At 69.0% G+C, this 12,736-nt stretch carries 12 protein-coding genes; 4 read left to right on the forward strand and 8 right to left on the reverse strand.

What is annotated here, in order from left to right:
• Positions 1–16: 16 nt before the first annotated feature.
• Genes HED23_RS24430 through HED23_RS24455 form a run of 6 tightly spaced genes read right to left on the reverse strand, consistent with a single transcriptional unit; the run spans position 17 to position 5,800 of the window.
• Complete coding sequence (locus tag HED23_RS24430; RefSeq protein ID WP_203185531.1) at positions 17–1,285, reverse strand: cysteine desulfurase; 1,269 nt, start codon at positions 1,283–1,285, stop codon at positions 17–19.
• Positions 1,282–2,073 carry a Fe-S cluster assembly ATPase SufC gene (gene sufC / locus HED23_RS24435; RefSeq protein WP_203185532.1) on the reverse strand — a complete coding sequence of 264 codons (792 nt, stop codon included), beginning with the start codon at positions 2,071–2,073 and terminating at the stop codon, positions 1,282–1,284. The genes HED23_RS24430 and sufC overlap by 4 nt, the downstream gene beginning before the upstream one ends.
• Positions 2,074–2,080: 7 nt before the next feature.
• A complete protein-coding gene (locus HED23_RS24440; RefSeq protein WP_014156911.1) occupies positions 2,081–2,398 on the reverse strand; it encodes a bifunctional 3-phenylpropionate/cinnamic acid dioxygenase ferredoxin subunit in 318 nt (105 codons plus the stop codon).
• Between the two features lies 1 nt (position 2,399).
• Entirely contained in the window at positions 2,400–3,581 is a 1,182-nt protein-coding gene (gene sufD / locus HED23_RS24445; protein ID WP_203185533.1) for a Fe-S cluster assembly protein SufD, read from the reverse strand.
• Between the two features lie 60 nt (positions 3,582–3,641).
• A complete protein-coding gene (gene sufB / locus HED23_RS24450) occupies positions 3,642–5,063 on the reverse strand; it encodes a Fe-S cluster assembly protein SufB (RefSeq protein WP_033303094.1) in 1,422 nt (473 codons plus the stop codon).
• Positions 5,060–5,800, reverse strand: a complete 741-nt coding sequence (locus HED23_RS24455; protein ID WP_203185534.1) for a helix-turn-helix transcriptional regulator — start codon at positions 5,798–5,800, stop codon at positions 5,060–5,062. The genes sufB and HED23_RS24455 overlap by 4 nt, the downstream gene beginning before the upstream one ends.
• A 234-nt stretch (positions 5,801–6,034) precedes the next feature.
• Between HED23_RS24455 and HED23_RS24460 the strand changes: the two genes are divergently transcribed.
• From HED23_RS24460 to HED23_RS24470, 3 genes are all read left to right on the forward strand, one after another.
• Positions 6,035–6,961 carry an ABC transporter ATP-binding protein gene (locus tag HED23_RS24460; RefSeq protein ID WP_203185535.1) on the forward strand — a complete coding sequence of 309 codons (927 nt, stop codon included), beginning with the start codon at positions 6,035–6,037 and terminating at the stop codon, positions 6,959–6,961.
• Complete coding sequence (locus HED23_RS24465; RefSeq protein WP_203185536.1) at positions 6,958–7,725, forward strand: ABC transporter permease; 768 nt, start codon at positions 6,958–6,960, stop codon at positions 7,723–7,725. The genes HED23_RS24460 and HED23_RS24465 overlap by 4 nt, the downstream gene beginning before the upstream one ends.
• A gap of 128 nt (positions 7,726–7,853) precedes the next feature.
• Positions 7,854–8,831, forward strand: coding sequence for a COX15/CtaA family protein (locus tag HED23_RS24470; protein ID WP_203185537.1), 978 nt, complete (start codon positions 7,854–7,856; stop codon positions 8,829–8,831).
• A gap of 108 nt (positions 8,832–8,939) precedes the next feature.
• Here the strand turns inward: HED23_RS24470 and HED23_RS24475 are convergent, their stop codons facing one another.
• Together HED23_RS24475 and HED23_RS24480 are read right to left on the reverse strand one after the other, a co-directional pair.
• The gene (locus tag HED23_RS24475; protein WP_203185538.1) at positions 8,940–9,308 is read right to left on the reverse strand and encodes a hypothetical protein; all 369 of its coding nucleotides are present in this window, start codon (positions 9,306–9,308) and stop codon (positions 8,940–8,942) included.
• Positions 9,309–9,408: 100 nt separating this feature from the next.
• Positions 9,409–10,362: a heme o synthase gene (locus tag HED23_RS24480; protein WP_203185539.1), complete on the reverse strand. Its 954-nt coding sequence runs from the start codon at positions 10,360–10,362 to the stop codon at positions 9,409–9,411.
• A 286-nt stretch (positions 10,363–10,648) separates the two neighbouring features.
• Between HED23_RS24480 and tkt the strand changes: the two genes are divergently transcribed.
• Entirely contained in the window at positions 10,649–12,736 is a 2,088-nt protein-coding gene (gene tkt, locus HED23_RS24485) for a transketolase (protein ID WP_203185540.1), read from the forward strand.

The following is a 12,736-nucleotide window of genomic DNA, read 5'->3' on the forward strand; positions in this document are numbered from 1 at the left end:
GTCAACCCTCTGCCGTCTAACCGAAAAAGTTCCGCACGTGCTCCAGGCCGTCCACCAGGGCGTCGACCTCGGCGGGCGTGGAGTACAGGTAGAACGACGCTCGCGTCGTCGCAGGAATTCCGTACCGCAGGCAGACCGGTCGTGCGCAGTGGTGTCCGACCCGGACGGCGATGCCCTGCTCGTCGAGCACCTGGCCCACGTCGTGGGGGTGGATGTCCCCGAGGGTGAAGGAGATCGTCGCACCGCGGTCCTCGGCCGTCGCCGGACCGATGATCCGGAGGTCGGGGACCTCCAGGAGCCGCTTCACCGCGTACTCGGTGATGGCCTGCTCATGGCGGTGGATGTTCTCCATGCCGATCGCGGAGAGGTAGTCCACGGCCGCGCCGAGGCCTACGGCCTGAGCGATCGGGGGCGTGCCCGCCTCGAACTTGTGCGGAGCGGGGGCGTACGTCGACGAGTGCATCGACACGGTCTCGATCATCTCGCCGCCGCCGAGGAACGGCGGCAGGTCCTCGAGGAGCTCCTGCCGGCCCCAGAGCACACCGATGCCCGTCGGGCCGACCATCTTGTGACCGGTGAAGGCCACGAAGTCGGCCTGCAGCGCCTGCACGTCCAGCACCATGTGCGGGGCCGCCTGCGAGGCGTCGATGCAGACCAGCGCGCCGACCTGCTGGGCCCGGCGGATGATCTTCTCCACCGGGTTGATCGTGCCCATGATGTTGGAGACCAGGGTGAAGGAGACGATCTTCGTCTTCTCCGTGATGATCTCTTCGATGTTCGACAGGTCGAGCCGGCCGTCGTCCGTGATGCCGAACCACTTCAGCTTCGCACCGGTGCGCTGCGAGAGCAGCTGCCACGGCACGATGTTGGAGTGGTGCTCCATCTCCGTGGTGACGATCTCGGTGTCACTGTCGACCCGGTAGGGCTCATCCGCCCAGCCGAGCATGTTGGCGACGAGGTTGAGCGACTCCGAGGCGTTCTTGGTGAAGATCACCTCGTTGCGGCTGGGTGCGTTGATGAAGGCCGCGACCTTGTCGCGAGCGCCTTCGTACAGCGCGGTGGCCTCTTCCGCGATCGTGTACACACCGCGGTGCACGTTGGCGTTGTGCCGCTCGTAGTACTCGCTGAGAGCGTCGAGCACCTGACGCGGCTTCTGCGAGGTCGCCGCGCTGTCCAGGTAAACGATCTTCTTGCCGTCGTGGACCGTGCGGTCCAGGATCGGGAAGTCCTTGCGGATCGCCTCGGTGTCGAGGAGGCCGGAGAGCCCCTGTCGGGCGTCAGTCACGCGACCGTACCTCCTGAGTTCGCTCCGCTCACGGGGCCACCCTTCGTGTAGGCCTCGTAGCCCTCGTTCTCCAGCTTGTCGGCGAGCTCGGCGCCACCGGACTCGGCGATCCGGCCGTTGGCGAAGACATGCACGAAGTCGGGCTTGATGTAGCGGAGGATCCGCGTGTAGTGCGTGATCAGCAGGGTGCCGACCTCGCCGCTGTCACGGACCCGGTTGACGCCCTCGGAGACGACGCGCAGGGCGTCGACGTCCAGGCCGGAGTCGGTCTCGTCGAGAATGGCGACCTTCGGCTTGAGGAGCTCCAGCTGGAGGATCTCGTGGCGCTTCTTCTCACCACCGGAGAAGCCCTCGTTGACGTTGCGCTCGGCGAACGAGGGGTCCATCTGGAGCCCGGCCATCGTCTCCTTGACCTCCTTCACCCACGTCCGCAGCTTGGGGGCCTCACCGCGGACGGCGGTGGCGGAGGTGCGCAGGAAGTTGGAGACCGAGACACCGGGGATCTCGACCGGGTACTGCATGGCGAGGAACAGGCCGGCGCGGGCCCGCTCGTCGACGGACATCTCCAGGACGTCCTCGCCGTCCAGGGTCACCGTGCCACTCGTGATCGTGTACTTGGGGTGACCCGCGAGCGAGTACGCGAGGGTGGACTTGCCGGACCCGTTCGGGCCCATGATGGCGTGCGTCTCGCCCTGCTTCACGGTCAGGTCGACGCCCTTGAGGATCTCCTTCGTGGCGTTGTCGGCCTCGACGGAAACGTGCAGGTCGCGGATTTCAAGCGTTGCCATGGGTGACTCAGGACTCCTGGGTGACGGAGACGAGCACATCGTCCCCTTCGATCTTTACGGGGTATACGGGGACGGGGCGCGTCGCGGGAAGACCGGACGGCTTGCCGGTGCGGAGGTCGAAGCTCGATCCGTGCAGCCAGCACTCGATCGCGCAGTCCTCCACCTCGCCCTCCGACAGCGAGACGTTCGCGTGCGAGCAGATGTCGTTGATCGCGAACACCTCGCCCTCGGTGCGGACGACGGATACCGGAGTGCCGTCGAGCTCCACCCTCTTGGGGGTGTCGTCCTCCAGCTCACTCAGCGCACAGGCTTTGACGAAGGCCATCTCAGACCGACGCCTTCAGCTCGGCCTCGATCTTGTCGAGGAGCCTGTCCTCGACGTCCGGCAGGCCGATCTGCTGGACCAGCTCGGCGAAGAAGCCGCGCACGACGAGACGGCGGGCCTCCTCGGCGGGGATGCCGCGGGACTGCAGGTAGAACAGCTGCTCGTCGTCGAAACGGCCGGTCGCCGAGGCGTGGCCGGCGCCGACGATCTCGCCGGTCTCGATCTCCAGGTTCGGTACGGAGTCGACACGGGCACCGTCGGTGAGAACCAGGTTGCGGTTCATCTCGTAGGTGTCGGTACCTTCGGCGGCGGCCTGGATGAGCACGTCACCGATCCATACGGCGTGGGCGTCGTCGCCCTGGAGCGCACCCTTGTACACCGCGTTGGACTTGCAGTGCGGGGTGTTGTGGTCGACCAGGAGGCGGTGCTCCTGGTGCTGGCCCTTGTCGGTGAAGTACAGGCCGAAGAGCTCCGCCTCACCGCCGGGGGCGGCGTAGGAGACCCGGGGGTGGAGACGGACGAGGTCCCCGCCGAAGGTCACGATGATCGACTTGAAGGTCGCGTCGCGGCCGACCAGCGCGTTGTGCTGGCCGACGTGGACGGCCGTGTCGTCCCAGTCCTGGACGGAGACGACGGTGAGCTTCGCACCGTCACCCAGGACGTAGTCGACGTTGGCCGCGAGCACGGCGTCACCGGTGTGGTCGATGACGACGACGGCCTCGGCGAAGGCTTCCAGCTCGATGACCTGGTGGCCGTAGGCCACACCGCCCTCGCCGTGCACGGTGATCCGGACCGGCTCGGCGAGCACGGCCTCCTTGGCGACCGTGACGACCGAGGCCTGCTGGAAGGACGAGTACGCCTGGGCGGCGACCCGGTCCACCGGGGTGCCCGCCCTGCCGAGCCGCGCGTCGTCGCGGCCGACGGTCTCGACCGTGACGCCCGAGGGCGCCTCGACGACGACCTTGACCCCGTCACCGGTGGCGACGGCGGTGCCGTCGTGCAGGCCGCGCAGCCGCTCCAGCGGTGTGAACCGCCATTCCTCCTCGCGGCCGTGCGGGACCGGGAAGTCCGCGACGTCGAAGGACGGGGGCGCGCTCATGCGCGTGGCGACGGTGGACTCGGCCGCCACCGCGATGGAACCGGCGGTCGTCGAACCGGCCGGGATGTTCTGAGCCTCAGCCATGGCTGTCGTAGTGCTCGCTTTCTCAGTCAAGAACTCTTCGGGACGCGGTCGGCGGGCGTACTAGCCGACCGAACCCTCCATCTGCAGCTCGATCAGCCGGTTGAGCTCCAGGGCGTACTCCATGGGCAGCTCCTTGGCGATCGGCTCGACGAAGCCGCGCACGATCATCGCCATGGCCTCGAACTCCGTCATGCCGCGGCTCATCAGGTAGAAGAGCTGGTCCTCGGAGACCTTGGAGACGGTCGCCTCGTGACCCATCGACACGTCGTCCTCACGGACGTCGACGTACGGGTACGTGTCGGAGCGGGAGATCGTGTCCACGAGCAGCGCGTCGCACAGCACGTTGGACTTGGCGCCCGGCGCACCCTCGCCGATCTCGATGAGACCGCGGTAGGAGGTGCGGCCACCGCCTCGCGCCACCGACTTGGAGACGATGTTGGAGGAGGTGTTCGGTGCCATGTGGACCATCTTGGCGCCGGCGTCCTGGTGCTGGCCCTCGCCCGCGAAGGCGATGGACAGGGTCTCGCCCTTGGCGTGCTCGCCCATCAGGTAGACGGCCGGGTACTTCATGGTGACCTTGGAGCCGATGTTGCCGTCGACCCACTCCATGGTCGCGCCCTCGTACGCCACGGCACGCTTGGTGACCAGGTTGTAGACGTTGTTCGACCAGTTCTGGATGGTCGTGTAGCGGCAGCGGCCGCCCTTCTTCACGATGATCTCGACGACCGCGGAGTGCAGTGAGTCCGAGGAGTAGATCGGCGCGGTGCAGCCCTCGACGTAGTGGACGTAGGCGTCCTCGTCGACGATGATCAGCGTCCGCTCGAACTGGCCCATGTTCTCCGTGTTGATACGGAAGTAGGCCTGGAGCGGGATCTCGACGTGCACGCCCTTCGGCACGTAGATGAAGGAGCCACCGGACCACACGGCGGAGTTCAGCGAGGCGAACTTGTTGTCACCGACGGGGATGACGGTGCCGAAGTACTCCTTGAAGAGCTCCGGGTGCTCCTTCAGCGCCGTGTCGGTGTCCATGAAGATGACACCCTGCGCCTCGAGCTCCTCGTTGATCTGGTGGTAGACCACCTCGGACTCGTACTGCGCGGCGACACCGGCGACCAGGCGCTGCTTCTCCGCCTCCGGGATGCCGAGCTTGTCGTACGTGTTCTTGATGTCCTCGGGCAGGTCCTCCCAGGACTCCGCCTGCTTCTCCGTGGACCGCACGAAGTACTTGATGTTGTCGAAGTCGATGCCCGACAGGTCCGAGCCCCAGTTCGGCATGGGCTTCTTGCCGAACAGCTTCAGGCCCTTGAGCCGGAGCTTCAGCATCCACTCCGGTTCGTTCTTCTTCTCCGAGATGTCGCGGACGACAGCTTCGGACAGGCCGCGCTTCGCCGCCGCGCCTGCCGCGTCGGAGTCGGCCCAGCCGAATTCGTACGTGCCCAGACCCTCGAGCTCAGGGTGGGCAGTCTCCGTGGGGAGCGTCATGCGGGGTTCCTCCCGGCCGTACTTGCAGATGCTGAATGAGTGGTCTGTGGTGCTGTGGGGCTGCTGCGCGGAACGAACGTCGTGCACACACCGTCGCCGTGGGCGAGGGTGGCGAGACGCTGCACATGGGTCCCGAGCAGGCTGGAGAAGAATTCCGTCTCCGCCTCGCACAGCTGCGGGAACTGCTCGGCTACGTGCGCGACCGGGCAGTGGTGCTGGCACAGCTGCTCGCCCTGCTGAGGGCCCGGCGCGCTGCGCGCGGTAGCAGCGTACCCGTCGGCGGACAAGGCCTTGGCCAAGGCCTCGGTGCGCGCCTCGGGGCCCGCGGCCTCGATCACGGCGCGGTACGAATCCGACTGGGCGGCCATCCTGGCGCGGGCGAAAGCGACGAGCGCCTCGTCCCCCGCCGTGTCGGCGATCCAGCGCAGCGCGTCGGCGGCGAGCTTGTCGTAGGACTGGTCGAACGCGTCCCTGCCGCAGTCGGTGAGTGCGAAGACCTTGGCGGGACGGCCACGGGTCCGCGCCCCGTACACCCGCTGTTCGCGGGCCTCGACCACGTCGTCGGAGACGAGCGCGTCCAGGTGACGGCGCACCGCCGCCTGCGTCAGGCCGACGCGCTTCGCGAGATCGGCGGCGGTGGACGGGCCGTGGTCCAGGATGGAGCGCGCGACCCGGTTGCGCGTCGAACGCTCACCGGTCGCGAGTTCCTCCTGAGGAGCCTCGCCAACGTATTTCACAACGCCATTGTTGCGTAATTCCTTCGAACGTGACAACCCACCTCGGGGACGGGCCCGGTGCCCTTCATCACTTAGGTAGACCTAAGTTGACCTGCGGAAACAGACGATCACACCAGGCCGCCGCAGGTGGGCGCCCTCCGGGCCGGCCGGCGGCCGGGCCTCCGGGATCGCTCCGAGGAGCCGGGGGAACCCGGCGCGCCGGGCCCCTCACCTGCCAGCCTAGACTTGCCCGCCATGAGCAGCGAGCCCGTCGTACAGGCCAGGGGCCTTGTCAAGCGGTACGGCACCAAGGCGGCGGTCGACGGCCTCGACCTGGAGGTCGCCGCGGGCGCGGTGACCGCGGTCCTCGGCCCCAACGGCGCCGGCAAGACCACGACCGTCGAGACCTGTGAGGGCTACCGCCGCCCGGACGGGGGCACCGTGCGCGTCCTCGGCCTCGACCCGGTCGCGGACGCCGCCGCGCTCCGCCCCCGTATCGGCGTGATGCTGCAGTCCGGCGGTGTCTACTCCGGCGCACGCGCCGACGAGATGCTGCGCCACATGGCGAAACTGCACGCCCACCCGCTGGACGTCGACGCGCTCGTCGAGCGCCTCGGGCTCGGCAGCTGCGGCCGGACCACCTACCGCCGGCTCTCCGGCGGCCAGCAGCAGCGCCTCGCGCTGGCCATGGCCGTCGTCGGCCGCCCCGAGCTCGTCTTCCTGGACGAGCCGACGGCGGGGCTCGACCCGCAGGCCCGCCGCTCGACGTGGGACCTGATCCGGGAGCTGCGCACCGACGGTGTGTCGGTCGTGCTCACCACCCACTTCATGGACGAGGCCGAGGAGCTCGCCGACGACGTCGCCGTCATCGACGCGGGGCGGGTCATCGCCCAGGGCAGCCCGGAACAGCTGTGCCGTGGCGGCGCAGAGAACACCCTGCGCTTCACCGGCCGCCCCGGTCTGGACCTCGGCTCGCTGCTGAAGGCGCTGCCCGACGGCAGCCAGGCCGCCGAGCTGACCACCGGCGCCTACCGCATCACCGGGCAGATCGACCCGGAACTGCTGGCGACCGTCACCTCCTGGTGCGCCCAGCACGGCGTGATGCCCGACGGTATCGCGGTGGAGCGGCACACCCTCGAGGACGTCTTCCTGGAACTGACCGGCAAGGAGCTGCGCGCATGAGCGCCGGTACGTACACCCCGCGCCCCGGCGCCGCCCCCCTGCCCCGCATGATCGCCGCGCAGGCCGCGCTCGAGACGCGGATGCTCCTGCGCAACGGCGAGCAGCTGCTGCTGACGGTGGTGATCCCGACCCTGCTGCTCGTGCTGTTCAGCGCGGTCGACATCGTCGACACGGGCACGGGTGAGCCGGTCGACTTCCTCGCGCCCGGCGTCCTCGCGCTCGCGGTGATGTCCACGGCCTTCACCGGCCAGGCCATCGCGACCGGTTTCGAACGGCGTTACGGGGTGCTCAAGCGGCTGGGTGCCTCACCCCTGCCCCGCTGGGGTCTGATGACGGCGAAGACCCTCTCGGTGCTGGTCACGGAGGTGCTGCAGATCGTCCTGCTGACGGTGATCGCCTTCGCGCTGGGCTGGTCGCCCGAGGGCAACCCGTTCGCGGTGCTGCTGCTCCTCCTGCTGGGCACCGTGGCGTTCTCCGGGCTCGGGCTCCTGATGGCCGGCACGCTCAAGGCCGAGGCCACGCTGGCCGCGGCCAACCTGGTCTTCCTGCTGCTGCTGGTCGGCGGCGGGGTCATCGTGCCGCTGGACAAGTTCCCGGACGCGGCGCAGTCGGTCCTGGGCCTGCTCCCGATCTCGGCGCTCTCCGACGGGCTCAGGGACGTGCTGCAGCACGGCGCGGCGATGCCCTGGGGTGACGCGGCGGTCCTGGCCGTCTGGGCGGTGCTGGGGCTGGGCGCGGCGGCGAGGTTCTTCCGCTGGGAGTGAGGCGGGCGGGAGCGGGGCGGGCGCGAGTGGGGCGGGCGCGAGTGGGGCGGGCCCCATATACCGCCGATGTCCCAGGTCATCCGGGATCGGCACCCCCTCGTGAAAACATGCACAAGCCGTTGCCTACGATGGTGCGCGTGGAAACACCCATCTCCTACATCGCCAAGCGCTGGACACCGTCGGTGAAGACGGCCAGGCGTGCCGCGCTCACCGCGGTCGCGATGACCGTGTTCATCATCGTCACCGGCGGCGCGGTCCGGCTGACCGGTTCCGGCCTGGGCTGCGACACCTGGCCCAAGTGCACCGACGACAGCCTCTTCGCCACTCCCGAGCAGGGTCTGCACGGCGCCATCGAGTTCGGCAACCGGATGCTCACCTACGTCCTGTCGGCCGCGGTCGGCTGGGCGATCATCGCGGCGCGCTCCCTGAAGCCCCGCCGGCGCGGTCTCACCCGCCTGGCGTGGTCGCAGTTCTGGCTGGTATTCGGCAACGCCGTCATCGGCGGGATCACCGTCTGGGCCGGTCTCAACCCGTGGTCGGTGGCCGGGCACTTCCTGCTCGCCAACTGCCTGCTCACGGTGGCCGTGATCACCTGGGTGCGGATGGGCGAGGGCGACGGCGCACCGCGCCCGCGCGCCCCGCGCCCGGTGCGGCAGCTGTCCTGGGCAATCGTCGTCACCACGGTCGTCCTGATCGTGCTCGGCACCACCGTGACCGGCTCCGGCAAGCACGCCGGGGACAGCAGCGACGTGCCGCGCATGCCGTGGGACTGGAGCGCCGCCGCCCACATCCACGCGATCGCCGCCTGGGTCGTCTGCGCCCTGGCCATCGCGATGTGGTTCGCCCTGCGTGTCGTCGACGCACCCGCCGACACCCGGGCCCGCGCCCGTGACCTGCTGGTCGTGCTGCTGGCGCAGGGCGCCATCGGATACGTCCAGTACTTCAGCGACGTGCCCGAGATCCTGGTCGGCATCCACATGTTCGGCTCGGCCATCCTGTGGATCGCGGTCCTGCGCCTGCTGCTGTCGCTGCGCGAGCGCCCCGTGGGCGACGCCGGCGTAACCGCTCCGGCGAGCGGGCAGCAGCCGGAGCCCGCGGCCGTCTGAGCCTGCCCGAACACACGGAGAGCCGCTGTCACCCGCCCCTGAGGGCCGGGCGGCAGCGGCTCTTCGTCGCGCTGGTGACCGGGCGGGGAGCCGCCCGGGGGCCTCGGCTCAGCCGTTGTCGTTGGACGGGCCGCCGACCTGGATGCCCGCCATCCGGGACCACTCGTACGGGCCGGTGCGGACCTTGGCGGCGAACTCGCCGTCGAAGTCCTCGTGGACGGTGATGCCCGCCTTCTGCGCGGCGCTCTCGGCGACGGCGTAGGAGGGCGCGACCAGATCGCCCCAGCCGCCGTCCTCGCCGACCAGCACGATGCGGGTGCCCGTCTGGCCGAGGTAGGCCAGCTGCCCCTCGGCGCCGCCGTGCGCCTTGGCGAAGGCGCCGATCTGCTTGGCGAGCTTCGCGGCCCTGCGCTCCGCGCGGGCCGCCTGCTTGCTGTCGTCCGTCTGCTGGGTCTGAGGCTCTGCCGTCTCTGCCATGAACAGGATGCTACCGACGGGTAGATCGACTGGCGACGGGCGGGGGACGTGGCATCGGCCACGTCCCCCGCCCGTCGGCGGAGCTCCGGTGCGTGCGGGACTACCTCAGGAAGGGGTCCACCGCGACGGCGACGAAGAGGAGCGAGACATAGGTGATGGACCAGTGGAAGAGCCGCATCTCCTTGAGCTTGGCGCCGGTGACGCCGCTCTTCGCCCGGTTCTGCAGGCCGTGCGCCTCCCAGAGCCAGAAGCCACCGGTCAGCACCGCCACCAGGGTGTAGAACCACCCGGTGTAGCCGAGCGGGGTCAGCATGAGGGAGACGCCGACCATCACCCAGCTGTAGATCACGATCTGGCGGGCGACCACACGGTTGGAGGCGACGACCGGGAGCATCGGGACGCCGACCCGGGCGTAGTCGTCCTTGACCTTCATCGACAGCGGCCAGTAGTGCGGCGGCGTCCAGAAGAAGATGACTGCGAAAAGAATGACCGCGGCCCAGCTCATCGAATTGGTCACGGCGGACCAGCCGATGAGTACCGGCATGCACCCGGCGATTCCGCCCCAGACGATGTTCTGCGAGGTGCGGCGCTTCAGCAGCATCGTGTAGACGACCACGTAGAACAGAAGTGCGCCCAGCGCGAGAGCCGCGGAGAGCCAGTTCACGAGCAGTCCGAACCACACCGTGGAAATCACCCCGAGGGCGATTCCGAAGGCAAGGCACTCCCGAGGGCTCACCATGCCGGTGACCAGCGGACGCTGTGACGTGCGGTCCATCAGCGCGTCGATGTCACGGTCGATATACATGTTGAGCGCATTGGCACCACCCGCGGAGAGATATCCGCCGATGGTGGTGGTAACTACGAGCCAAAGATCGGGCACGCCCTGAGCGGCGAGGAACATCACCGGAACGGTGGTGATCAGCAGCAGCTCGATGATGCGCGGCTTGGTAAGAGCCACGAATGCCTTGATGCGGGCCCCGAACGGGCGATGGCCCCCTGGGCTCGGAGTCAAGGCGACCCCTGCGGGTCGGGACTCGACGGCCGTCACGCACACCCCTGACAGAGAAATCCCAGCAAGCTCCGGACTTGAAGGCCCGGTAAAGACTTGCGCGAACCAGACCACTGTAGACGTTGGGCATACGCCGCTCTTCGCGGGGGTGGGGTCGTGTTGGGGTGGCGCAGAAGTGAACGGCGGCGCTCATACGGGAGGCGAACTCCGCAGGTCGCCCGCACTGTGGAAAGGGCAGAAGTACCGCCTTGTGACGGGGGTAGGCTCGACAATGCCCGGTGCGGTAACCAGTCACCGGTTTACAAACAGTGGAGAGGAGCCCTGACTCAGGGTGAGCACCAAGCCGACCACCACAGACCTCCAGTGGACCGAATTGGACCAGCGGGCCGTGGACACCGTCCGCGTCCTCGCCGCGGACGCCGTACAGAAGGTCGGAAACGGCCACCCGGGTACGGCGATGAGCCTTGCTCCTGCCGCGTACACCCTCTTCCAGAAGGTGATGCGTCACGACCCGGCGGACGCGGACTGGACCGGACGCGACCGGTTCGTTCTGTCCGCGGGCCACTCCAGCCTGACGCTGTACATCCAGCTCTACCTCGCCGGATACGGCCTGGAGCTGGACGACCTCAAGGCTTTCCGCACCTGGGGCTCCAAGACGCCCGGACACCCGGAGTACGGCCACACCACCGGTGTCGAGACGACGACCGGCCCGCTGGGCCAGGGTGTCGCCAACGCCGTGGGCATGGCCATGGCCTCGCGCTACGAGCGCGGCCTCTTCGACCCGCAGGCGGCCCCCGGCACGTCCCCGTTCGACCACACCGTCTGGGTCATCGCCGGTGACGGCTGCCTCCAGGAGGGCATCTCCGCCGAGGCGTCCTCGCTGGCCGGTCACCAGAAGCTCGGCAACCTGGTGCTGCTGTGGGACGACAACCACATCTCCATCGAGGGCGACACGGAGACCGCGGTCTCCGAGGACACCCTGAAGCGCTACGAGTCCTACGGCTGGCACGTCCAGCGCGTGGACCAGTCGCCCGACGGCGACCTGGACCCCGAGGGTCTCTTCCGCGCGCTGCAGGCCGCCAAGGCCGAGACGGAGCGCCCGTCGTTCATCGCGGCCCGCTCGATCATCGCCTGGCCCGCCCCGAACGCCCAGAACACCGAGGCCGCGCACGGCTCGGCGCTCGGTGACGACGAGATCGCGGCCACGAAGCGCGTACTCGGCTTCGACCCGGAGAAGACCTTCGAGGTCTCCGACGAGGTCATCTCCCACACCCGTGAGGCGCTGGACCGCGGCCGCGAGGCCAAGGCCGAGTGGGAGAAGAGCTTCGCCGCGTGGCGCACCGCCAACCCGGAGCGCGCCGCCGACTTCGACCGCATCGCCGCGGGCGAGCTGCCCACGGGCTGGGAGGAGAAGCTCCCCGTCTTCGAGGCCGGCCACGGGGTCGCCACGCGCGCCGCCTCCGGCAAGGTCCTCCAGGCGCTCGGCGCCGTCATCCCCGAGCTGTGGGGCGGCTCCGCCGACCTGGCGGGCTCGAACAACACCACGATCGACAAGACGTCGTCGTTCCTCCCGGTCGGCAACCCGCTGCCCGAGGCCGACCCGTACGGCCGGACGATCCACTTCGGCATCCGCGAGCACTCCATGGCCGCGGCCATGAACGGCATCGCGCTGCACGGCAACACCCGCATCTACGGCGGCACCTTCCTGGTGTTCTCCGACTACATGCGCAACGCCGTCCGGCTCTCCGCGCTGATGCACCTGCCGGTGACGTACGTGTGGACGCACGACTCGATCGGTCTCGGCGAGGACGGTCCGACGCACCAGCCGGTCGAGCACCTGGCCTCGCTGCGCGCCATCCCGGGCCTGAACGTCGTCCGTCCGGGTGACGCCAACGAGACCGCCATCGCCTGGCGCGAGATCCTCAAGCGCGGCAAGAAGGACTTCGGCAAGAGCGCTCCGCACGGTCTGGCGCTGACCCGCCAGGGTGTACCCACCTACCCGGCGAACGAGAACGCGGCCAAGGGCGGCTACGTGCTCCTCGACGCCGAGGGCGGCGACGCCCAGGCAGTCCTGATCGCGACGGGCTCCGAGGTCCACCTGGCCGTCGAGGCCCGCGACGAGCTCCAGGCGGCCGGTGTGCCGACCCGAGTGGTCTCGATGCCGTGTGTCGAGTGGTTCGAGGAGCAGGACCAGGCGTACAAGGACAGCGTTCTGCCGCCGTCCGTCAAGGCGCGGGTCGCCGTCGAAGCCGGTATCGGTCTCACCTGGCACCGCTACGTCGGCGACGCCGGCCGGATCGTCTCGCTGGAGCACTTCGGTGCGTCCGCGGACGCCAAGGTCCTCTTCCGCGAGTTCGGCTTCACCGCCGCGCACGTGGCGGAAGCCGCCCGGGAATCTCTCGCCTCCGCTGCGCGCTGA

It is taken from the genome of Streptomyces pratensis, from assembly GCF_016804005.1.
Lineage (GTDB): Bacteria > Actinomycetota > Actinomycetes > Streptomycetales > Streptomycetaceae > Streptomyces > Streptomyces pratensis_A.

Bases quoted from the DNA above. Each gene is read 5' to 3' on its own strand.
- sufC (WP_203185532.1), bottom strand. From the start codon at position 2,073: ATGGCAACGCTTGAAATCCGCGACCTGCACGTTTCCGTCGAGGCCGAC.
- HED23_RS24440 (WP_014156911.1), bottom strand. From the start codon at position 2,398: ATGGCCTTCGTCAAAGCCTGTGCGCTGAGTGAGCTGGAGGACGACACC.
- sufD (WP_203185533.1), bottom strand. From the start codon at position 3,581: ATGGCTGAGGCTCAGAACATCCCGGCCGGTTCGACGACCGCCGGTTCC.
- sufB (WP_033303094.1), bottom strand. From the start codon at position 5,063: ATGACGCTCCCCACGGAGACTGCCCACCCTGAGCTCGAGGGTCTGGGC.
- HED23_RS24460 (WP_203185535.1), top strand. From the start codon at position 6,035: ATGAGCAGCGAGCCCGTCGTACAGGCCAGGGGCCTTGTCAAGCGGTAC.
- HED23_RS24465 (WP_203185536.1), top strand. From the start codon at position 6,958: ATGAGCGCCGGTACGTACACCCCGCGCCCCGGCGCCGCCCCCCTGCCC.
- HED23_RS24470 (WP_203185537.1), top strand. From the start codon at position 7,854: ATGGTGCGCGTGGAAACACCCATCTCCTACATCGCCAAGCGCTGGACA.
- HED23_RS24475 (WP_203185538.1), bottom strand. From the start codon at position 9,308: ATGGCAGAGACGGCAGAGCCTCAGACCCAGCAGACGGACGACAGCAAG.